The 21,078-nt window shown below is 68.4% G+C and carries 19 protein-coding genes; 4 read left to right on the forward strand and 15 right to left on the reverse strand.

Going from position 1 to position 21,078, the window contains the following annotated elements:
* Positions 1-7 precede the first annotated feature (7 nt).
* From gsiC to RALTA_RS08325, 5 genes are all read right to left on the reverse strand, one after another.
* Positions 8-928: a glutathione ABC transporter permease GsiC gene (gene gsiC, locus RALTA_RS08305; RefSeq protein WP_012352988.1), complete on the reverse strand. Its 921-nt coding sequence runs from the start codon at positions 926-928 to the stop codon at positions 8-10.
* Positions 929-1,166: 238 nt separating this feature from the next.
* On the reverse strand, positions 1,167-2,723 hold the full coding sequence (gene gsiB, locus RALTA_RS08310) for a glutathione ABC transporter substrate-binding protein GsiB (protein ID WP_012352989.1): 1,557 nt from the start codon (positions 2,721-2,723) through the stop codon (positions 1,167-1,169).
* Between the two features lie 28 nt (positions 2,724-2,751).
* Complete coding sequence (locus tag RALTA_RS08315; protein WP_012352990.1) at positions 2,752-4,608, reverse strand: dipeptide ABC transporter ATP-binding protein; 1,857 nt, start codon at positions 4,606-4,608, stop codon at positions 2,752-2,754.
* Positions 4,609-4,704: 96 nt separating this feature from the next.
* Positions 4,705-5,676, reverse strand: coding sequence for an isoaspartyl peptidase/L-asparaginase family protein (locus RALTA_RS08320; RefSeq protein WP_012352991.1), 972 nt, complete (start codon positions 5,674-5,676; stop codon positions 4,705-4,707).
* Positions 5,677-5,684: 8 nt separating this feature from the next.
* Positions 5,685-6,647, reverse strand: coding sequence for a MurR/RpiR family transcriptional regulator (locus RALTA_RS08325; RefSeq protein ID WP_012352992.1), 963 nt, complete (start codon positions 6,645-6,647; stop codon positions 5,685-5,687).
* A gap of 302 nt (positions 6,648-6,949) precedes the next feature.
* Between RALTA_RS08325 and RALTA_RS08330 the strand changes: the two genes are divergently transcribed.
* Positions 6,950-8,878, forward strand: coding sequence for an ATP-binding cassette domain-containing protein (locus tag RALTA_RS08330; RefSeq protein ID WP_041232140.1), 1,929 nt, complete (start codon positions 6,950-6,952; stop codon positions 8,876-8,878).
* Positions 8,879-8,975: 97 nt separating this feature from the next.
* Here RALTA_RS08330 and RALTA_RS08335 read toward each other — a convergent pair whose 3' ends face one another.
* The 4 genes from RALTA_RS08335 to alr form a co-directional block, all read right to left on the reverse strand.
* The gene (locus RALTA_RS08335) at positions 8,976-9,461 is read right to left on the reverse strand and encodes a disulfide bond formation protein B (protein ID WP_012352994.1); all 486 of its coding nucleotides are present in this window, start codon (positions 9,459-9,461) and stop codon (positions 8,976-8,978) included.
* Between the two features lie 144 nt (positions 9,462-9,605).
* Positions 9,606-10,169, reverse strand: coding sequence for a GNAT family N-acetyltransferase (locus tag RALTA_RS08340; RefSeq protein WP_012352995.1), 564 nt, complete (start codon positions 10,167-10,169; stop codon positions 9,606-9,608).
* 3 nt (positions 10,170-10,172) lie between these two features.
* Positions 10,173-11,534, reverse strand: coding sequence for a DNA repair protein RadA (gene radA, locus RALTA_RS08345; RefSeq protein ID WP_012352996.1), 1,362 nt, complete (start codon positions 11,532-11,534; stop codon positions 10,173-10,175).
* Between the two features lie 156 nt (positions 11,535-11,690).
* A complete protein-coding gene (gene alr / locus RALTA_RS08350) occupies positions 11,691-12,812 on the reverse strand; it encodes an alanine racemase (protein ID WP_012352997.1) in 1,122 nt (373 codons plus the stop codon).
* A gap of 579 nt (positions 12,813-13,391) precedes the next feature.
* Here alr and lplT point away from each other — a divergent pair.
* On the forward strand, positions 13,392-14,711 hold the full coding sequence (lplT, locus tag RALTA_RS08355) for a lysophospholipid transporter LplT (protein ID WP_012352998.1): 1,320 nt from the start codon (positions 13,392-13,394) through the stop codon (positions 14,709-14,711).
* 42 nt (positions 14,712-14,753) lie between these two features.
* Here the strand turns inward: lplT and RALTA_RS08360 are convergent, their stop codons facing one another.
* The 4 genes from RALTA_RS08360 to tsaB are packed head-to-tail and all read right to left on the reverse strand — an operon-like array spanning position 14,754 to position 18,040.
* Entirely contained in the window at positions 14,754-15,896 is a 1,143-nt protein-coding gene (locus RALTA_RS08360) for a DUF1853 family protein (RefSeq protein ID WP_041232141.1), read from the reverse strand.
* Positions 15,862-16,731 carry a uracil-DNA glycosylase gene (locus RALTA_RS08365; RefSeq protein WP_012353000.1) on the reverse strand — a complete coding sequence of 290 codons (870 nt, stop codon included), beginning with the start codon at positions 16,729-16,731 and terminating at the stop codon, positions 15,862-15,864. The genes RALTA_RS08360 and RALTA_RS08365 overlap by 35 nt, the downstream gene beginning before the upstream one ends.
* Positions 16,728-17,288 carry a ribosomal protein S18-alanine N-acetyltransferase gene (gene rimI / locus RALTA_RS08370; RefSeq protein ID WP_012353001.1) on the reverse strand — a complete coding sequence of 187 codons (561 nt, stop codon included), beginning with the start codon at positions 17,286-17,288 and terminating at the stop codon, positions 16,728-16,730. Before rimI ends, RALTA_RS08365 begins: the two co-directional genes overlap by 4 nt.
* Complete coding sequence (tsaB, locus tag RALTA_RS08375) at positions 17,285-18,040, reverse strand: tRNA (adenosine(37)-N6)-threonylcarbamoyltransferase complex dimerization subunit type 1 TsaB (RefSeq protein ID WP_012353002.1); 756 nt, start codon at positions 18,038-18,040, stop codon at positions 17,285-17,287. The genes rimI and tsaB overlap by 4 nt, the downstream gene beginning before the upstream one ends.
* 128 nt (positions 18,041-18,168) lie before the next feature.
* Between tsaB and RALTA_RS08380 the strand changes: the two genes are divergently transcribed.
* Positions 18,169-18,438 carry an acyl-CoA-binding protein gene (locus RALTA_RS08380; protein WP_012353003.1) on the forward strand — a complete coding sequence of 90 codons (270 nt, stop codon included), beginning with the start codon at positions 18,169-18,171 and terminating at the stop codon, positions 18,436-18,438.
* Between the two features lie 25 nt (positions 18,439-18,463).
* Here the strand turns inward: RALTA_RS08380 and RALTA_RS08385 are convergent, their stop codons facing one another.
* Positions 18,464-19,945, reverse strand: a complete 1,482-nt coding sequence (locus RALTA_RS08385; protein ID WP_012353004.1) for a DHA2 family efflux MFS transporter permease subunit — start codon at positions 19,943-19,945, stop codon at positions 18,464-18,466.
* Positions 19,942-20,412, reverse strand: coding sequence for an SRPBCC family protein (locus tag RALTA_RS08390; RefSeq protein WP_025584523.1), 471 nt, complete (start codon positions 20,410-20,412; stop codon positions 19,942-19,944). Before RALTA_RS08390 ends, RALTA_RS08385 begins: the two co-directional genes overlap by 4 nt.
* A 242-nt stretch (positions 20,413-20,654) precedes the next feature.
* On the opposite strand from RALTA_RS08390, the gene RALTA_RS08395 reads away from it, so the two are divergent.
* A complete protein-coding gene (locus tag RALTA_RS08395) occupies positions 20,655-21,062 on the forward strand; it encodes a VOC family protein (protein WP_025584522.1) in 408 nt (135 codons plus the stop codon).
* Positions 21,063-21,078: the final 16 nt, after the last annotated feature.

Consider the following 21,078-nt stretch of genomic DNA (forward strand, 5'->3'; position numbering starts at 1 on the left):
GCCGGCCTCACTTGTAGCGGATGGTGGGATTGATCACGGTGTAGAGCATGTCCACCACCAGGTTGATCAGGATGAATTCGAGCGAGAACAGCAGCACCTCGGCCTGTATCACCGGGTAGTCGCGCATCTCGACGGCATCGACCAGCAGGCGTCCCAGGCCCGGCCAATTGAACACCTTCTCGACCACGATGGAGCCGCCCAGCAGGAAGCCGAACTGCAGGCCCATCATGGTCACCACCGGAATCATGGCATTGCGCAGGCCATGCTTGGCCACCACCAGGGTCTCGCGCACGCCCTTGGCGCGGGCGGTGCGGATAAAGTCTTCCTGCAGCACCTCGACGAACGACGCGCGGGTAAAGCGCGCCATCACCGCTGCCACCGCGGCGCCGAGCGTGACCGATGGCAATACGTAGTGCTGCCAGGTGTCCGCGCCGATCGACGGCAGCCAGCCCAGCTGCACCGAGAACACCTCCATCAGCAGCATGCCCAGCGCGAAGGCCGGGAAGGAGATCCCGGAAACCGCCAGCGTCATGCCGAAACGGTCCGGCCAGCGGTTGCGCCACACTGCCGAGCCGATGCCGATGGCCATGCCGAATACCACCGCCCACGCCATCGACGCCACCGTCAGCAGCAGCGTCGGCATGAAGCGGTCGCCGATCTCCTCGCTCACCGGGCGCTTGGTGCGCAGCGAATGGCCGAACTCGCCGCGCAGCGCGTTCGAGAAAAAGTTGACGAACTGCTCGTGCAGGGGCCGGTCCAGGCCGAGATCCTTGCGCACCAGTTCGACGGTGGCCGAGTCAGCCTCCGGGCCCGCCGCCAGGCGCGCCGGATCGCCCGGCAGCAGGTGGACAAACAGAAACACCAGCACGGCCACGATCAGCAGCGTGGGAATCACGCCCAGCACGCGTTTGAGGAAGTAATTCAGCATCACACACCATGAAGAAAGGCCGCGGGCCGCCCGCCTGCGAACCCCGCGACGCGAGGCAGGCGGCCGTCTGTCGGCTTACTGCTCTACTGCTTGCTGCCAGGTACTGCGATACCCGTGGACTTGTTCGTCGTTCCCGCGCAGGCGGGAACCCAGCGTCTTTGGCTTGGGAACCACCAAAAAAGACACTGGATCCCCGCCTTCGCGGAGATGACGGTCATCCTGGAGCCGTCGCATCGATTTACTGCTTGATATCGATCTCATCAAAATTGAACGACCCGTCCGGCATCACATACGCCCCGCTCATGCGCTTGCTGCGCGCGAACAGCACCTTCTCCGTTACCAGGAAGGCCCACGGCGCATCCTTCCAGATGCGTTCCTGCGCGTCCTTGTACAGGCGGGCCTTCTCGCCGCGGTCGGTGGTGCGCAGCGCGCCGGCGATGTCCGCGTCGACCTGGTCGTTTTTGTAGTAGGCGGTGTTCAGCAGCTTGGGCGGCATCGACTCCGAGGCCAGCAGCGGACGCAGCGCCCAGTCGGATTCACCGGTCGACGACGACCAGCCCACGTAGTAGATGCGCACGCCGGCGTCTTCCGGCTTCGGCACGCTCTCGACCTTCTCCACGCGCTGGCCGGCCTCAAGCGCCTGCACCTGCGCCTTGATGCCGACCTGCTGCAGTTGCTGCTGCACAAACTGGATCACCTTCTGCGCAGTGGTGTGGTTATAGGCCGACCACAGCGTGGTCTCGAAGCCGTTGGGGTAGCCGGCTTCTTTCAGCAGCGCGCGCGCCTTGGCCGGGTCGTACGGCCACGGGCCCAGTTTCTCGGCATAGTCCACGCCGTGCGGCACCACGCCCTCGGCCGGCACCGCATAGCCGGCAAAGGCGACCTTGGCCAGCGCCTCCTTGTTGATGGCGTAGTTGATGGCCTGGCGCACCTTGGGGTCGTTGAACGGCTTGACCATGGTGTTCATGGTCAGGTAGCGCTGGATGATCGACGGCGCGGCGATCAGGTCCACCTTGGGGCTGTTCTTCAGCACCGCGGCCTGCTCGAACGGGATACTGAAGGCAAAGTCCGCCTCGCCGGTCTGCATGATGGCGGCGCGCGTGTTGTTGTCGACCACCGGCTTCCACGTGATGGTGTCGATCTTCGGGTAGCCGGTCTTCCAGTAGCCGGCAAACTTCTTGCCCTTCAGGTGGTCAGGCTGCTTCCATTCGACGAACTCGAATGGGCCGGTGCCGACCGGATGGAAGGCAATGTCCTTGCCGTACTTCTGCAGCGCAGCCGGCGAGATCATCACCGCCGACGGATGCGCCAGCACGTTGATGAACGGCGAGAACGGTTCCTTCAGCGTGACCTTGACGGTATTGGCGTCGACCACGTCGGTCTTCGCCACGCGGTTGAACAGCGTGTAGCGCTTGAGCTTGTTGGCCGGGTTGGTGACGCGGTCCAGGTTGGCCTTGACGGCGGCGGCATCAAACGTCGTGCCGTCGTGGAACTTGATGCCCTTCTTCAGCTTGATGGTGTAGGTCAGGCCGTCCTTGCTTGCCTCGTAGCTGTCGGCCAGCACATTGACCAGCTTCATGTCCTTGTCCAGCCCGAACAGGCCCTGATAGAACGACTTGCTCGCGGCTTGCGACAGCGTGTCGTTCGAGTCGTACGGGTCGAGCGTGGTGAAGGTCGAATACACCGCCATCACGGCGTCCTTGGCCGCGAAGGCCGGTGCGGCGGCCAGCATGCCGAGGGCGCCGGCGGCAAAGGCACCGGCCATCCATCGGGGCGAAACCATACGTGCAGACATCTCGATTCTCCTTGGATTGACTTCCGTTTCAGTAGGCGCCGCCAACGGCGTGCCGCGCAACAAAATGGCCGAGCGCGCCGCTGCCGGCGACCTGCACCAGCGGCTGCACCACCGGCTCGTCGCCGACCGCGCGGATCGGGCTGGGGATCTCGTCGTTCAGCGGCTCGCGCCGCAGGTGGCGCCGCGCCGGGTCGGCGATCGGCACCGCCGACATCAGCTTTTTCGTGTACGGGTGCTGCGGGTTTTCGAAGATCGCGCGGCGCGGGCCGATCTCGACGATCTGGCCCAGGTACATCACCGCCACGCGATGGCTGACGCGCTCCACCACCGCCATGTCGTGCGAGATAAACAGGAAGGCGATGCCGAGCTCGCGCTGCAGGTCGAGCATCAGGTTGACGATCTGCGCCTGGATCGACACGTCCAGCGCCGACACCGATTCATCCGCCACCACCACCTTGGGGTTCAGCGCCAGCGCGCGCGCAATGCAGATGCGCTGGCGCTGGCCGCCGGAAAACTCGTGCGGATAGCGCGCCGCGTGCGACGGATCCAGCCCCACCTTGTCGAGCAGCCACGCCACGCGCTGCTGCGCGTCCTTGCCGCTGGCAACCTGGTGCACCAGCAGCGGCTCCATGATCGAATAGCCGACCGGCACGCGCGGATCGAGCGAGGCGAACGGGTCCTGGAAAATGAACTGGATATTGCGGCGCAGGGTCTGCAGCGCCGCGCCTTCGAGCTTGCTGATGTTCTGCCCGTTGAATTCGATGGTGCCGCTCTGGCTTTCCACCAGGCGCAGCAGCGAGCGGCCGGTGGTGGACTTGCCGCAACCGGATTCCCCCACCAGCGCCAGCGTCTCGCCGGGATAGAGATCGAAGCTGACCTGCTCCACCGCGTGCACGCGCCGCGTCACGCGGCCGAACAGGCCGCCGGGGACGTCGAATCGCGTGACCAGGTCCTGCACCCGCAGGATCGGCGCGACGCCCGGGGCCACCGTATCCTGCGGCGCGGCCGGCTCGGGGCTGGCGCTGTCCAGGCGCAGCAGCGGGAACTTGGCCGGCAGGTCGGTGCCGCGCATGGCGCCCAGCCGCGGCACCGCCGACAGCAGCGCGCGTGTGTACGGATGCGCCGGCGCGCGGAACACGTCGTCGGAAGTGCCCTCTTCCACCTTCTCGCCGCGGTACATCACCAGCACGCGGTCGGCCACTTCGGCGACCACGCCCATGTCGTGGGTGATGAACACCACGCCCATGTGCATCTCCGCCTGCAGACTGCGGATCAGCTGCAGGATCTCGGCCTGGATGGTGACGTCCAGCGCCGTGGTCGGTTCGTCGGCAATCAGCAGTGCCGGCTTGCACGACAGCGCCATCGCGATCATCACCCGCTGGCGCATGCCGCCGGAAAGCTGGTGCGGATAGCGCTCGAGCACGCGGCGCGCTTCGGGGATGCGCACCAGCTCCAGCATGCGCAGCGCCTCGGCGCGAGCCGCCGCGCGGCTCTTGCCCTGGTGCAGGCGGATCGATTCCGCGATCTGCTCGCCCACCGGGAACACGGGGTTGAGCGAGGTCATCGGCTCCTGGAAGATCATCGCCACGTCGGCGCCGCGCACGCTGCGCAGCGTCGCGTTGTCCGCGCGCACCAGGTCGATCACCTCGCCGCCGCGCCGGCGCAGTGCCATGCTGCCCGATGCAATCTTGCCGCCGCCATGCTCGACCAGCCGCATCAGCGCCAGCGAGGTCACCGACTTGCCCGAGCCCGACTCGCCCACCACCGCCAGCGTCTCGCCGCGATCGACATGGAAGGACAGGTTGCGTACGGCCTCGACGGTACGCTCGGACGTGGCGAAGCGCACGGTAAGCCCGTCTACCTGGACGACGCGCTCGGGCGGCATGACGATGCCAGATGCGGGAACGCGCGCTGGCGCTGGGGTAGTAACCACGGGTACTCCTTGGATGGCGGGATGCGGGACGGCCTGGCAGGCGGCGCGTCAGCCGTAGATCGACACGTCGACGGCCTCGCCCACCCGGGCGACACCGCGGTACATGCCTTCGGTGTTGAACGGCAGCGTGACGTTGCCATCGCGGTCCACCGCGATCAGGCCGCCGCGGCCCTGGATGGCAGGCAGCTTTTCCATCACCACGCGCCGCGCCGCCTCGTCGAGCGGCAGGCCGGCATAGCGCATCTGCGCGGCGACGTCGTGCGCGGCCACGGTGCGGATAAACATCTCGCCAGTGCCGGTGGCGGACACGGCGGCCACGTCGTCGGCATAGCAGCCGGCGCCGATCAGCGGGGTATCGCCGACGCGGCCCACCTGCTTGTTGGTGACGCCGCCGGTGGACGTGGCCGCCGCGAGGTTGCCGCGGCAGTCGCAAGCGACGGCGCCAACGGTGCCGAACTTGCTGTCGGGATCGATCGGCGCCGTGCCCCGCGCCTGCTGCGCCGCCAGCGTGGCGGCGTCGTGATCGAGCAAGGCCATGCCGGCATTGCCGCGCGCACGCTGCCACTGGTCGTGGCGGGCCTGGGTGAAGTAGTACTCGGGCGCTACCAGTTCCAGCCCCTGCGCCTGCGCGAAGGCCTCGGCGCCGGCGCCGGCAAACAGCACATGTTCGCTGTGATCCAGCACCGCGCGCGCGGCCAGCACCGGGTTGCGCAGGCGCGTAACGCATGCCACCGCGCCGGCATTGCGCGTGGCGCCGTCCATCACCGCCGCATCCAGTTCATAGGTGCCGGCGTGGGTCAGCACCGCGCCCTTGCCGGCGTTGAACAGCGGGCATTCTTCGAGCAGGCGCACCGCCTCGGTGACGGCGTCGAGCGCGCTGCCGCCATCGGCCAGGATGCGCTGGCCGGCTTGCAGCACGTGTTGCAGCGCTTCGATGTATTCGCGTTCGCGGGCCGCATCCATCGCCGCGCGGGTGATGGTGCCGGCGCCGCCGTGGATGGCAATGACAGCTGCTTGCATAAGGGGACTCAGGACTTGCGGGTGTTGGACGACCGCGCGCGCCGGGCGCCGGCCTTGGGTTCGGTGGATTGCGCCGGCATCGGCGCGGCCCGGCGCCCCGGCTCGGCATCGGGCGTGCCATACAGCCACGGCAGCAGGAATTCGGTCATTTCCGCGGCGGCCTTGACCGGGCGTTCGGCCCGGTGCGCGACCGCGCCGCACAGCGCCTCGATCAGCGCCAGCACGGTGGCATCGGAGTTGGCCGAGAGCCGGTTGCCGGCTTGCGCATACAGCGCGATATCGGCCAGCGGCGCCAGCGGCGAGGTCGGGCCGTCGGTCAGCGCCAGCACCTGGCCGCCGTGTGCCTTGACGCGCTGGGCCAGCTCGATCGAATCGGTCACATAGCGCGGGAAGGCGATCACGATCAGCAGGTCGCTCGGCTGCAGCTTGAACAGCTGGCGCGCGGCGTGCGAGGCGCCGCCCGCACCGGCGACCGAGGTCACCATGCGGCAATGCATTTCCAGGCCGTGCTGCAGCAGCCCGGCAAGGAAACCGCTGGCGCCGAAGCCCGCCACGTAGACGCGCTGCGCCCCCAGGATCGCCGAGACCGCGCGCTCGCATGCCTGCGCGTCGATGCCGCGCCTCGTGGCTTCGGCATTGGCCGCCGCATCCTCGAGCGAGGCGGCGAACACTTCGGCCACGGTGGCGGGTCGTTCCAGCTCGCTGCGCAGCCGCTCCACCGGCGCCAGCGTGGCTTCGAAACCGCGCACCAGCTCGGCCCGGAACTGCGGATAACCGTCGAAGCCGAGCGCCCGCGCGAAGCGGTTGGCGGTCGCCACCGAGACCTCGACCGCCGCGGCAAATTCATCGATGCGCATGGTTGCCGCGCGGAACAGATTGGCCAGCACGTATTCCGCCATGCGGCGGTGCGCCGGCGTCAGTGCCGGCAGGCTGCGTGCAATGCGGTCCGAAATCGAATGGCCAATGGGCATGGTGGAAGCGGTTGATCGACTGCGCATTAGCGGGCGCGTCGTTGTGAAAATGAATTTACACGCAACCGACTTACAAGAAAATAGAGTTTTGCCAGACCAAGGGTAATCCCTGAATTCGGCGGCTTTAGCGGCACTTTCACGGTGCATGCATTGACGCGCTTCGACCCGCTTTGGCGCGCCCCTTGCACCGGCACGGCGTGCCGCGCACCGGAAACGCTACAATGCGGGCCAGCGCCACAGCGCAGGCCGCGGCCCGCGTTCACGGCGCTTTTTCTGTTTTTCACTCAGGCATTTCCCCTCTCGTGATCCGAATCGACCAGCTAGTCCTTCAGCGCGGCACCAAGGTGCTGTTCGACCACACCAGCGTGACGCTCAACCCGGGCGAGCGCGTGGGCCTCGTCGGCGCCAACGGCAGCGGCAAGTCGACGCTGTTCGCGCTGCTGCGCGGCGAGCTGCATCCGGACGGCGGCGATGTCAGCGTGCCGGCGCAGTGGCGGATCGCCCACGTGGCGCAGGAAACGCCGGCGGTCAGCCGCACCGCGGTCGACTACGTGATCGACGGCGATACCCGCCTGCGCGAGATCGAAGCCGCCATTGCCGCGGCGCAGGCCAGCGGCGACGGCAGCGCCGAAGGCGAAGCCCATGCCGCCTATGCCGACGCCGACGGCTACACCGCGCCGGCGCGTGCCGAGGCCCTGCTGCTGGGCCTGGGCTTCACGCTGGCGCAGGTATCGCAGCCGGTGGCATCGTTCTCGGGCGGCTGGCGCATGCGCCTGAACCTGGCACAGGCGCTGATGTGCCCGTCGGACCTGCTGCTGCTCGACGAACCGACCAACCACCTGGACCTGGACGCCATCGTCTGGCTGGAAGACTGGCTGGCGCGCTACCCGGGCACGCTGGTGATGATTTCGCACGACCGCGAGTTCCTCGACGCGATCTGCAATGTCACGGTGCATATCGAGAACCAGCAGCTGCGCCGCTACGGCGGCAACTACACGCTGTTCGAGACCCTGCGGCTGCAGCAGATGGCGCAGCAGCAGGCCGCCTACGCGCGCCAGCAGAAGGAAATCGCGCACCTGGAATCGTTCATCACCCGCTTCAAGGCCAAGGCGACCAAGGCGCGCCAGGCGCAGAGCCGGGTCAAGGCGCTGGAGAAGATGGAGCGGCTGGCGCCGGTGCACGTCGCCGCCGGCTTCGCCTTCGAGTTCCGCGAGCCCGATGCCGCGCCCAACCCGATGATGGTGCTCGACGGCGTCGATTGCGGCTACGCCGAAGCCGATCCGCCCGTCACCATCCTGCACAACCTGGCACTGTCGATCCAGAACGGCCAGCGCATCGGCCTGCTGGGCGCGAACGGCCAGGGCAAGTCGACACTGGTCAAGACCCTGGCCGGCACGCAGGACCCGCTCAAGGGCACCCTGCGCCTGGGCAAGGGACTGCAGATCGGCTACTTCGCCCAGCACCAGCTGGAAACGCTGCGCGACCACGACTCCGCGCTGCAGCACCTCGCGCGCCTGGCGCCGGACGTGCGCGAGCAGGAACTACGCGACTTCCTCGGCAGCTTCAACTTCCGCGGCGACATGGCCACCACGCCGATCGAGCCCTTTTCCGGCGGCGAAAAGGCCCGGCTGGCGCTGGCGCTGATCGTCTGGCAGAAGCCCAACCTGCTGCTGCTCGACGAACCGACCAACCACCTCGACCTCGATACGCGCGAGGCGCTGACCATGGCGCTGGCGCAGTTCGAAGGCACGCTGATCCTGGTCTCGCACGACCGGCACCTGCTGCGCGCCACCGCCGACCAGTTCATGCTGGTGGCCGACGGCACCATCCGGCCTTTCGATGGCGACCTGGACGACTACCGCGACTGGCTGCTGCAGCAGGCCGCGGCCAAGCGCAATGCCGCCACCGCCGCGCACCAGGCGGAAAACGCCGGCGAGGCCGCCGTCAACCGCAAGGACCAGCGCCGCGCCGAAGCGGACGAGCGCCAGCGGCTGTCGGCGCTGCGCAAACCGCTCACCAAAGAACTGGAAAAGGTCGAAAAACGCATGGCGGTGCTGCAGTCCGCCAAAGCGGAGATCGACCAGTTCATGGCCGACGAAGGCAGCTACGCCGAAGCCAACAAGATGAAGCTGATGGAGATGCTCAAGCGCCAGGGCGAGGTCAACGGCGAGCTCGAGACGCTGGAAGAAAAGTGGCTGGAACTGCAGGAGCAGATCGAGCAGATTGCCTGATCGGTCTGGGGTTCGAGTCTCCTCCCTCGCACCACCGCAAAAGAGAAACGGCGCCGATGGCGCCGTTTCTCTTTGTGTCGTTCGCTTACCCGAGGGCTCAGCGGAAATTCTTCTCCCTGCGGATCAGCCCCACCGCCAGCGTCAGCGTCAGGATAAACAGCCAGATCAGCGACCAGGCCGGCACCGACAGCCCCAGCACCGGCGGCAGCGGCGCAGTGCACAGGCCGTCGGAGTAGAACAGCTGCGGCAGCACCTTGGCGGTGGGCAGCGCATTGACCCAGTTCTCGAGCGGATCGATGCCGCACGATGCCTTGGGATTGAGCAGCAGCGACACATGGTAGACCGCCACCGCAATGCCGGCGATGCCCGACAGCATGCCCAGGCCCTGCCACAGCGAGCGCGTGTTCTGCGCCACCGCGGCCAGCAGCGAGAACAGCCCGATGCCGATAAAGGCGAAGCGCTGCATCACGCAGAGCGGACAAGGCTGGTAGCCCTTTTCGATCTGCAGGTAGAGCGCGACGCCGACCAGGGCGAAGGAGACGATGGCAATCAGCAGGAAATAGGCGCGGGAATTGGCTTGCATCATTGGAACCCAGGTGATCCGGTAATCATTGCCGTCAGTGGAGGGCGCGGCAGTGCTGCGCATTATTACCGATTTTGCGGCGCCTGCCCTTGGCGCCACATGCGGCGCCGGGCCCTTGGCTCGTGGCGGACTGACGCATGGACATCAGGCGCACGATGCCAGCCACGCCGCGCGCGGCAAGCGGTACAGGCAATGCGGCCGTAACGGGTGTCCCGGCGGCAATGCGGGATGGTCGAAGCCCTCGGCATCCTGGCGCATGCCAAGCCGTTCCATCACCGCGCGCGAGCGGGCATTGGCGAGCGTGGTGAAGGCGACGATTTCATTCAGCGCCAGGCGGCCGAAGCCGTAGGCGAGCGCGCCGCGCGCCGCCTCGGTGGCGTAGCCCTGCCCCCAGGCCTGCCGCGCCAGCCGCCAGGCGATCTCCACGCACGGCGCGAACGGCAGCGCGGCGGCCGGCTCGTGCAGTCCGACAAAGCCGAGGAAGGCATCGTCGGCGATGCGTTCGACGACCCAGACGCCCCACCCCTGCTGCGCGATCAGGCTGCGGCAGCGCCCGGCCATCGCATCGCTTTCGGCCCGGGTCAGTGGAGCCGGGAAATAGCGCATCACCTGCGCATCGGCATTGAGCGCGGCAAACGGCGCATAGTCTTCGTCGCGCCACTGGCGCAGCCGCAAGCGGCCAGTCTCGAAGGCGATGCCGGTGTCCATGGCTCAGTCCAGGTGGCGCACGCGGTCGATGGCCTGCTCGATGCGTTCGACCGCGATCACCTCGAGCCCGTCGATCTTCTGCTTGGGCGCATTGGCCTTGGGGATCACGGCCAGCGTAAAGCCCAGCTTGGCCGCTTCCTTCAGGCGTTCCTGCCCGCGCGGGCTGGGGCGGATCTCGCCGGCCAGGCCCACTTCGCCGAACACCACCAGGCCGCGCGGCAGCGGCTTGTTGCGCATCGACGAGTGGATCGACAGCAGCACCGCCAGGTCCGCCGCGGGTTCGGTAATCTTGACGCCGCCCACTGCGTTCAGGAAGACATCCTGGTCGAAGCAGGCAATGCCCGCGTGCCGGTGCAGCACGGCCAGCAGCAAGGCCAGCCGGTTCTGCTCCAGCCCCACCGCCAGCCGGCGCGGGTTGGGCACATGCGCGGTATCGACCAGCGCCTGGATTTCGACCAGCAGCGGGCGCGTGCCTTCCTGCGTCACCAGCACGCACGAGCCCGGCACGGTCTCTTCATGCTGCGACAGGAATAGCGCCGACGGATTACTGATACCGCGCAGGCCGCGCTCGGTCATGGCGAACACGCCCAGCTCGTTGACCGCGCCGAAGCGGTTCTTGAAGGCGCGGATCAGCCGGTGCGACGAATGGGTATCGCCTTCGAAATACAGCACCGTATCGACGATATGCTCGAGCACGCGCGGCCCGGCCAGGCTACCCTCCTTGGTCACGTGGCCGACCAGGATGATGGTGGTGCCGCTGCTCTTGGCGATGCGCGTGAGCTGCGCCGCGCATTCGCGCACTTGCGCCACCGAGCCGGGCGCCGAGGTCAGCGCCTCGGAATACAGCGTCTGGATCGAATCGATCACCGCGACCTCGGGCTTTTCCACTTCCAGCGTGGCCTGGATCTTCTCCAGCTGGATTTCGGCGAGCAGCCCCAGCGACGGGCTTTCCACGCCCAGGCGTTGCGCCCGCAGCGCGATCTGCGCGCCCGATTCCTCGCCGCTGACGTAGAGCACGCGGCGCTGTCCGGCCAGGTTGGCCAGTGCCTGCAGCAGCAGCGTGGACTTGCCGATGCCGGGATCGCCGCCGATCAGCACCACGCCGCCCGACACCAGGCCGCCGCCAAGGACCCGGTCGAACTCATCGATGCCGCTGGAAAAGCGCGGCACGTCGGCGGCTTCGATCTCGGCCAGCTTGCGCACCGTGGCCGATGCCGCGAGCGGCTGGAAGCGCTTGTTCGCGGCGGATTCCGCCACGGTCTCCACCAGCGTGTTCCACTGCTGGCAATGCGGGCACTGGCCGGCCCAGCGCGGCGTGGTGCCGCCGCATTCGGTACAGGTATAGACAGTCTTGCTCTTGGCCAACGGAGGTCCTTGCAGAAAGAATCGAGCCGGGTGTGAAAGCGACCCGGCCCGCGGAAGTGGCGTAGTGGGCGAAGCGGCCCGAGGCAGCGCACGCGTACACAGCGTAACCGTGCGGCGCTGCGCCTGCACCGCCGCCAGGCGCGCACGCCGGCTACATCAGGCGACCGCTGGCGCGGCGCTGTCCGATGCCGTGATGGTCGCCACCGTGGTCGGCACGCGCGGCGCCAGCGCGCACATCAGCTCGTAGCCGACCGTGCCGCTGGCCTGCGCCACTTCGTCGATCGGCAGGCCCTGGCCCCACAGCGTGACCGGGCTGCCGACGCGGGCCTTCGGGCACGGCGTCAGGTCCACGCACAGCATGTCCATCGACACGCGCCCGACCAGCTCGGTGCGCACGCCGTCGACCAGCACCGGCGCGCGCTGCTCGCCCCAGCCCGAGGCATGGCGCGGATAGCCGTCGGCATAGCCGCACGCGACCACGCCGATGCGCATCGGCCGCTCCGCGGTGAACAGCGAGCCGTAGCCGACCGTATCGCCAGGCTGCAGGTCCTGCACCGCGATCAGCTCGCTGTGCAGCGACATCGCCGGCTGCAGCCCCGTGCCCGCGATATCGGCATCGCGGCCGGTGGGCGAGGCGCCGTACAGGATGATGCCGGGACGCACCCAGGCGCGGTGCGCCTGCGGATGCCACAGTACCGCGGCCGAGTTCGACAGGCTGGCCTCGCCTGGCAGGTTGGCGGTGGCGGCGTCGAAGGCCTCGACCTGGTGGGCAATGCCGCGCGGGCCGTCGGCATCGGAGAAATGCGTCATATGGACGATGCTGCCCACGCAGGGCATGGCGCGCGCGCGCTCCCAGGCGGCGCGATATTCCGCCGGATGGAAGCCGAGCCGGTTCATGCCGGTGTTGAGCTTGAGCTGGATCGCCAGCGGTCCCTTGGGGCGCGCGCTTTCTAGCATGCGCAGTTGCTCGTCGCAGTGGATTGCGGTGGTCAGCCGGTATTGCTCGATCAAGGCAATGTCCTGCGGCTGGAAGAAGCCCTCTAGCAGCAGGATCGGACCTTGCCAGCCGAGGTCGCGCAGCAGCACGGCCTCATTCAGGTCCAGCAGGCCGAAGCCATCGGCACCACGCAGTGCAGCAAAGACGCGGCGGATGCCATGGCCGTAGGCATTGGCCTTGACCACCGCCCAGACGCGCGCATCGGGCGCCTTGCGGCGGATCACGTCGAGATTGTTGGCCAGGGCGGGTTGGTGGATGACGGCTTGGATCGGTCTTGGCATTGGAAGTCACATCAGGGTAGCGGACAAAGCCGGCAGCGGCGCGGGCGGCTCACGCGCGCGGCGGGCTGGAGGGACGGCTCTGTCTCAGTATCGATGGCGCAAACGTCACCTGTCGGTGTGCCGCGGCACGGACCGGCAGCGGATGTGGCGACGGATATGCGGGATGCCCGCAATTGGCACGCCCGGGTATCCCAGTCACCATATCTCGCCGGGCGCACAACCAGATCAGGGAAAGACCGGTCCGGCGGGCCGCGGTGGCAGCCGTTATTTGAACACATCCGGATGCGGTTGCCGGCGGTCATCGGGGAATCGGCAAGTCAATTTGCTGTCAAAAAGAGCCGTTGCCGGGGTTCGGGAATGTCATGTTTTCGTGATATAAAGCCGGACGCTCCGGCCATGTTCTAAAAGCGAAGCATTATGTCAATGACTGTCAGGCAGGCCTCACGGCGCCGCAGCGCAGCACCTGCGACACAATTCGACACGGCCGCGGCACAAGGTTCCCTGCAAACCATGGCCTCTGCGGCCGGCACCAGCCTGCCCACCCTGAATGGAGCGCGCGATGGAGAGAAAGTCGACAGCATGAAGAAGGGTTTTTACACCATCATGGCCGCGCAGTTTTTTTCCTCGCTGGCCGACAATGCCTTACTGATCGCCGCCATCGCCCTTCTCACCGAATTGCATTCCCCGCAGTGGATGACCCCGCTGCTCAAGCTGTTCTTCGTTCTCTCCTACGTCATTCTTGCCGCCTTCGTCGGCGCGTTCGCCGACTCGATGCCCAAGGGGCGGGTGATGCTCATCACCAACGCCATCAAGGTGGTTGGCTGCGCCATCATGATGTTCGGGCTGCACCCGCTGCTGGCCTATGGCGTGGTCGGCTTCGGCGCGGCGGCGTATTCGCCCGCCAAGTACGGCATCCTGACCGAGTTGCTGCCCCCCGAAAAACTGGTGCTGGCCAACGGCTGGATCGAGGGCCTGACGGTGGGCTCGATCATCCTTGGCACGGTGGTGGGCGGCGCGCTGATCTCCGTGCATGTCTCCAGCCTGCTGCTGCGCCTGGACCTGCCCTTTATCAATACGGGCATCGACACGCCGGCCGAGGCCGCGATGGTGGTGATCATGCTGTTCTATGTGATCGCTTCGCTCTTCAACCTGTTCATTCCCGACACCGGCGCCCGCTATCCGGCGCAGGAAAAGAACCCGATCAAGCTGATCGCCGAGTTTGGCGACTGCTTCCTGGCGCTGTGGCGCGACAAGCTGGGCCAGATCTCGCTGGCGGTGACGACCCTGTTCTGGGGCGTGGGCGCGACGCTGCAGTTCATCGTGCTGAAGTGGGCCGAGAAATCGCTGGGCCTGAACCTGTCCCAGGGCGCGCTGCTGCAGGCCGTGGTGGCGGTCGGCGTTGCCGTTGGCGCCATCCTGGCGGCGGCGCGCATTCCGCTGCGCAAGTCCCTGTCGGTGCTGCCGTTCGGCGTGGCGATGGGTGCCACGGTGATGCTGATGGCGTTCTACACCAAGGACGCCATGCCGCAGGTCACGCTCGACGTGCTGGGCCTGCACATGCCGCTGTACATGGCCATCGCCTACGTGTTCCTGATGCTGGTGGGCGCGATGTCGGGCTATTTCGTGGTGCCGATGAACGCGCTGCTGCAGCATCGCGGCCATGTGCTGCTGTCGGCCGGGCACTCGATCGCGGTGCAGAACTTCAATGAGAACGTCTCGGTGCTGCTGATGCTGTGCCTGTACGCGCTGCTGATCAAGCTCAACGTGCCGATCGGCGTGGTCATCATCGCGCTGGGCCTGTTTATCTGCGTGACGATGGCGCTGGTGCTCAAGCTGCACAAGTACAACGTACGCACCTTCAACTCGCTGGCGATGATCGGCGAGGACAAGCATCACTAGGCCCCTCACGGTGCGGCCGCGGCGGCGGCCGGCCAGCGCGCGTCAGGCGTCCTCCTGCCCCGCTGGCGCGCCTGCCCGCGGCGGCTCTTCCGTGCGCGCCAGCGCGCGCTCCTGCCACCCCGGCGGCACCACGAACCCGCGCGAGCATTCGCGCCACCAGCCCGGCGCCTGCGGCCCGGCCGGTTCCAGTTCGCACAGCATCACCGGCGACTCGCGGCGCCAGCCGCGGTCATGGCCAGGATCGGCGAAGCGCTGCGCCAGCAGCCCATGCAGCGTGCCGGCGTCCGCCGTGCCGGCTTCCGGCACCAGCGCGCCCGACAGCCACCCGGTACGCGGCAGGCGGCACCAGCGCAGCCCCGGGCGCGCGGCGGCGCGCGCGGCCCAGGCATCCAGCGTGGACCACCAGCCATGCAGGTGGTCCGGCGCGATACCCAGCGTGTCCAGTCCGGCCGGCACCTGGCCGTCGCGATAGAACAGCCACCCCAGCAGGTAAACCTCGCTGCGGTCGACGGTATGGCCAAGCGCGGCCCGCGCCTCGGCCGTATGCCCCAGCGGCAACTGCCGGTGCACGATATGACCGAGCTTGTCGCCCAGGCGGTCGACCAGGTTAGGCCCGACGAAATCCTGCGCCCGCGGCGGCTGGTGGCCGCCCGCCGCCATCAGGTAGAACTTGGCCGCCATCTCCCAGTGGACCACCGCGCCCGAGGCCAGATCGCGCCAGACAAAATCCAGCTCGCCGAGCGTGCGCACGCCGTGCCGGCTCGCGCGCCGCACCGGCACGTTGGCGGCCAGCAGCGACAGCCCCTGCATATGGCGCAAGGCAAAATGCAGCAGCCGCTCGGCATGCCGGCCCAGGCGCAGGCTGCGATTGGCGGGATCGAGGTCGGCATCGGCGGAAAACGCGGCGTGGCCGTCGGCCAGTTCGTCGATGGTGGCGGGCAGCGTGGCGGGATCCGCGCCTTCGAGCCAGTGCTGCCAGGCCTCGAGCGTCCCGGCTGGCCAGCGTGCCAGCGCGGCGCCGGGCACCACGTCCAGCAGCGGCGGCGACAGCGTGGTCCAGGCCAGGTCGCGCGCGCGTGCCGACGCGGCACGGCGCCACAGCGGCGCGTGCGACGGCCCATGGCCGTCGCCGCCGCGGGTCAGGGAAAGGTCAGGCCCCAGCTCCCGCACGGTCGTGGACCTCACGGGCCAGGCACAGGTCTTCCCAGGCGCGCGCCTTGTCGGTCAGCGTGCGCAGCAGGTAGGCGGGATGGTAGGTCACCACCACGGGAATGCCTTCGTACACATGCACGGTGCCGCGCAGCTTGCCGATCGGCGTGGTGGTGCGCAGCAGCGATTGCGCGGCGAAGCGGCCCAGTACCACGATCACGCGGGGCCGGACCAGCGCAATCTGCCGGCGCAGGAAGGGCTCGCACTGCGCCACTTCCTCCGGTTCCGGGTTGCGGTTGCCGGGCGGGCGGCACTTGAGCACGTTGGCAATGAACACATTGCGCCCGCGTGCCAGCCCGAGCGCGCCGAGCATGTTGTCGAGCAGCTTGCCGGCCTGGCCGACGAACGGCTCGCCCTGCAGGTCTTCGTTCTCGCCGGGGGCTTCGCCCACCAGCATCCATTCCGCCTGGCGCGCGCCCACGCCGAACACCGTGTTGGTACGCGTCCGGCACAGCCCGCAGGCAGTGCAGCCCGCCACCGCGGCGTCCAGCGCCGGCCAGTCCATCGTGGCGATGGCGGCTTCACGTTCCCCCTGGACATCGGCGGCGCCGGGGCCTGCAGGCACCGGTTCCGGCGCCACCTGTTCATCGGCTGCCGGCTGCGCCACCGCTGCGTCCGGGAGCGCCTCCGGATAATCGACCGCTGCCGCTGCTGCCGCCGGGGCAGTCATTACCGCCGCGGGCGGCTCGGCTGCCGGCACCGCGGCCGGCTGCGCCGCTGCGTCGGGCTGCGCCTGCCCTGCCCTGGGCTCGCGCGGAAGCCATTCGGTCGGAATGCCCAGCACCTCGAGGAACTGCGCACGGCGGCTCATGCCTGGCCCTCCGTGCCTTCGTTGGCGGCATCGTGCGCCGGCCAGGCGCGGCGCAACACCAGCGCGTCCTCGCGCTTGCCGCCGGGCGCCGGGTAATAGCCCTTGCGGCGCCCGATCTCGGCAAACCCGGCCGCCTGGTACAGCGCAATCGCACCGGTATTGGAGGGCCGCACTTCCAGCAGCATGGTGTGGATGCGGTGCGCATGCGAGGTAGCCAGCGCCACCGCGAGCATCAGGCGGCCCAGCCCCTGGCGCTGGCGCTGCGGCTCGACCGTGATGTTGAGCAGGTGCATTTCATCGACCACCGGCATCAGCATGGCATACGCCACCAGCGTGCCCACCGGGTCGCGCAGAGTCAGCCCGAGATGCCCGGACTTGACCGAGTTCTCGAAGTTGCCGCGCGTCCACGGATGGCTGTAGGCGCGCGCCTCGATGGCCGCCACCGCCTGCAGGTCCAGCGCGCTCATGCGGCCCAGCGACCAGCCCTCCGGCAGCGCCGGCATGGCCGGCACCGCGGGCCAGGCGTGGCGGTCCTCGAGGGGGTACGCGGCGCTCATGATGCGCTCCCCGGCTGGGCCGCCGCGCGCGCCGCCGCAACGGCCTCGCGTTCGGCGATGGTCTGGGCGACCTTGTCGCGCAGGTAGACCGGCATGGCCTGGTCGGCGTCGATGGCCTCGCCGCGCGCCAGCGCGCGCAGCGCGATGGCAACCATCGGCTGCGCATGGGGCATGGCTTCGGGCAGCACGCGGGCGGCGCGGCCCAGGCCGGCCAGCCGCTCGCCGAAGACCGCCGACGCATTGCCGGCCAGCCAGAATTCGCCCGCAGGCAAGGCCACGGTTTCCGGCGCGCCGACCTGCATCGGCGTGAGTCCGGCCCACTCCTGCGCGGCGGCATTCCAGCCGAACGCGGCCGCATAGGCCTCGTCCATGCGCGCGTCCAGCGCCACCAGCACCGCGGTGCCGTCCGGCAGCGCCGGCGTGGCGGCACGGGTGCGCTCGGCGCAGGCCATCAGGGTATTGACGGGCACCACCGGCAGCCCGGCGCCGAACGCCAGCCCCTGCGCCACGCCGCAGGCGGTGCGCAGCCCGGTGAACGACCCCGGGCCGGCGCCGAAGGCGATGGCCGCGCAATCGGCCAGCGCAATGCCCGCCTCGGCCAGCAATTCGCCGGCGACCGGCAGCACGCGCGCCGACGAGCGTGCGCCGGTGTGCTCATGGCGCACCAGGCACTCGATGCCGGCGCCTGCCGCGCGTCCGAGCGCGACCGAGCACCACTCCGTAGAAGTTTCAACAGCAAGAATCCAGGACATGGCGCGATTGTATCCGTTGGGCCCGGAATCGAGGGCTTCTTCGGTTTTATACGGACGGCGCGGCCGCGCGGGGCGGCTATCATCGGGCTGCATTTTCGCAACCCAGACAGTCCACACGGAGAAACCCCATGAGCGACCTGCAGGCACGCTTCGAACAGGCCCAGATCGACGTCAAGCAACTGAGCGAGCGCCCCAGCAATATGTCCCTGCTGCGCCTGTACGCGCTGTTCAAGCAAGGCAGCGAGGGCGATGCCCACGGCGACAAGCCCGGCATGACCGATTTCGTCGGCCGCTACAAGTTCGAAGCGTGGGAAGCGCTGCGCGGCACGGCGCGCGAACAGGCGATGGAGCAATACATCGCGCTGGTGGAAGAACTGCGCAGCGGCGCGGCCAGCTGAACGGCTACGGAATCGCCCGGCGCCCTCAGGCCGCCGGCACCGGGCGCGGGCGGATGCGCCAGGCCGCCAGCATGGCGCTGGCGATCACCACGCCCACCGCCAGGAAGGTTTCGTCGAAGGCGCGGATGCGCGCCGCCTGGACCGCAGTGTCGCCGGCCTGGCCCAGCAGCGCGCCATGCCCGGCCAGCCGCCACTGCAGCCCCACCCCGGCCAGGCTCACGCCGATGGCCCCGCCCAGCTGCCGCAGGAAGTTGATGCAGCTCGAACCCTGCGCGATCAGCGTGAAGTCGACCCCGCGCATCGCACCCAGCGTGAGCGATGGCAGGATGCAGCCCAGGCCGATCCGTCCCAGTACCGCCAGCCCCACCAGCACCAGGTATGGCGTCGCGCGCGAGCCCAGCGCCATCAGCAGGAACGACAACGACAGCAGCGCCAGCCCGAACGACACCTGCACATGCGGCGGGATCCGGTGCGTGAAGCGCCCCGCCACCGCAATTGTCAGCGCCAGCACCACACCCGCCGGGAACAGCACCAGGCCGGCCCGCGACGGCGTGTATTCCAGCGCCATCTGCATATAGACCGGCAGCAGGTAGGTCGAGCCGAACAGGCCCGCGCCATAGATGAAGGCCACCACCGCGCCCGCCGCGAACTGCCGGTAGCTGTAGAGGCGCATATTCATCAGCGGATACGCCGCGCGCAGCTGCCACATCACGAAGGCCGCCAGCATCAGCACGCCGAAGCCCGACAGCGCCAGGCCCGCCGGCACGCTCTCGCGCATTTCCACCACGCCGTTGAGCAGGCTGACCGTGGCGATGCCGGCCAGGCCCAGCCCACGCCAGTCCAGCGGCTGGCGCTCGCCCATCATGATCGAGTCCACCGCCATGAAGCGGCGCGCCATCAGCACGGCCAGCAGCGTCAGCGGCACCACCACGAAGAAGATCGAGCGCCAGCCGAACGCCTCGACCAGGAACCCGCCCAGGCTGGGCCCCAGCGCCGGCGCCAGCACCACGCCGAAGCCGAACATGCTGATCGCCTTGCCCTGCTCGCGTTCCTCGAACACCCGCAGGATCAGGATATTGGGCAACGGCTGCATGATGCCGGCGGCGATGCCCTCGGCCACGCGCATGGCGATCATTACGCCGTAGGTGGGCGAGAAACCGCCCAGCAGCCCGCCCGCGCCCAGCAGCAGCGACGCGCCCAGGAAGGTGCGCCGCAGCCCGTAGCGGTTCAGCAGCCACGGGGTCAGCAGCATCGACAGCGTCATCGCGATCATGAAGCTGGCCGCGACCCACTGCGCACGCTCCTGCCCCAGCACGAAATGCCGGCTCAGGTCCGGAATGGCCACATTGACGATGGTGGACGAGACGATCGACGAGATCGTGCCCAGCATCAGCGTCGCCAGCACCAGCCAGCGCAGCCGTTCGCCGTAGCGCGCGCGCAGCGCCTGGCGGGTCGGCAGACCCGTCCGCTGGCCGGAACCCTCCGGCGTGGCGGGGCCCTCGCTCACCCCAGCCGCCCGGTGTCGGCGATCTCGCGGATCTTGCGGACGGTGTCGATGTCGGCCGCGTGGTAGGCCGACTTGACGATCTCGGCATAGCGGTCGTCGCCGCTGGCATCGACCGCCGGCATGGTGGTGTCGTAGATAAAGCGCAGCAGCAGCGCGCCCGGCCCCGGGGTCTCGATCGCCATGGTGAGCGTGCCGCCGGCATGCTCGGCCGTCGCCGCGGTTTCATAGCGCACCAGCCGGCGCGGCTCATAGACCACGTGATCCTCGATCGACGCTTCGCCGAAATGCAGCACGCGATCGATCCAGTTCTCGCCGCGGTCCACCACCTCGGCGCTGTCCAGGCCCAGCACGAACAGCTCGGGAGACTCGGCGCGCAGCACCAGGCCCTGCCAAAGCTGATCGGCGGTCAGTGGCTCCAGCTGCGGGTTGCCCGGATCGTTGATCTCAACCAAGTGCTCAAAACGCAACTTCACTCTCCCGTTTGCGATAAGTCGATATTATGAAGTCTCCGCGTATTCGCGAGACCTTTTTGTCTGCGCAGTGCAACATGGTTGACCCGAGCCTTCCCACATATCGACCAGACTTCGCGCAGACTGGAGCCCCCCGCCGTCACCCGGCGCCCGGCTGAAACATCACTCCTGACAGCAGGTGTCAGGAGACCCGGCGCACAATGCGGCCGCTTTCACACGGAACGCTGCAGGAGGCTGTGATGGAGTTGCTCATCAATATCGACGTCGAGGATCTGCCGCGCGGCATCGACTTCTACGCGCAGGGGCTGGGATTGCGCCTGAACCGCAAGCTGTTCGACGGCACCGTCGCCGAGATGCTCGGCGGCAATACCCCGATCTACCTGCTCGCCAAGCCCGCGGGCACGCGCCCCACCACGCGCGCCGCGACCCGGCGCGACTATCGCCGCCACTGGACGCCGGTTCACCTCGACTTCGTCGTCGCGGACCTCGACCAGGCCATCGAACGCGCGCTCGAGGCCGGCGCCGAGATCGAGGACTGGCCGCAGGAGTATGCCTGGGGCCGCCAGGCCACGCTGTCGGACCCGTTCGGGCACGGGCTGTGTTTTGTCGAATGGAAGGGCCAGGGGTACGGGGCGGTGGCCGACTGAGCCGCCGCGCGCGGCA

It is taken from the genome of Cupriavidus taiwanensis LMG 19424 (assembly GCF_000069785.1).
Taxonomy (GTDB): Bacteria; Pseudomonadota; Gammaproteobacteria; order Burkholderiales; family Burkholderiaceae; genus Cupriavidus; species Cupriavidus taiwanensis.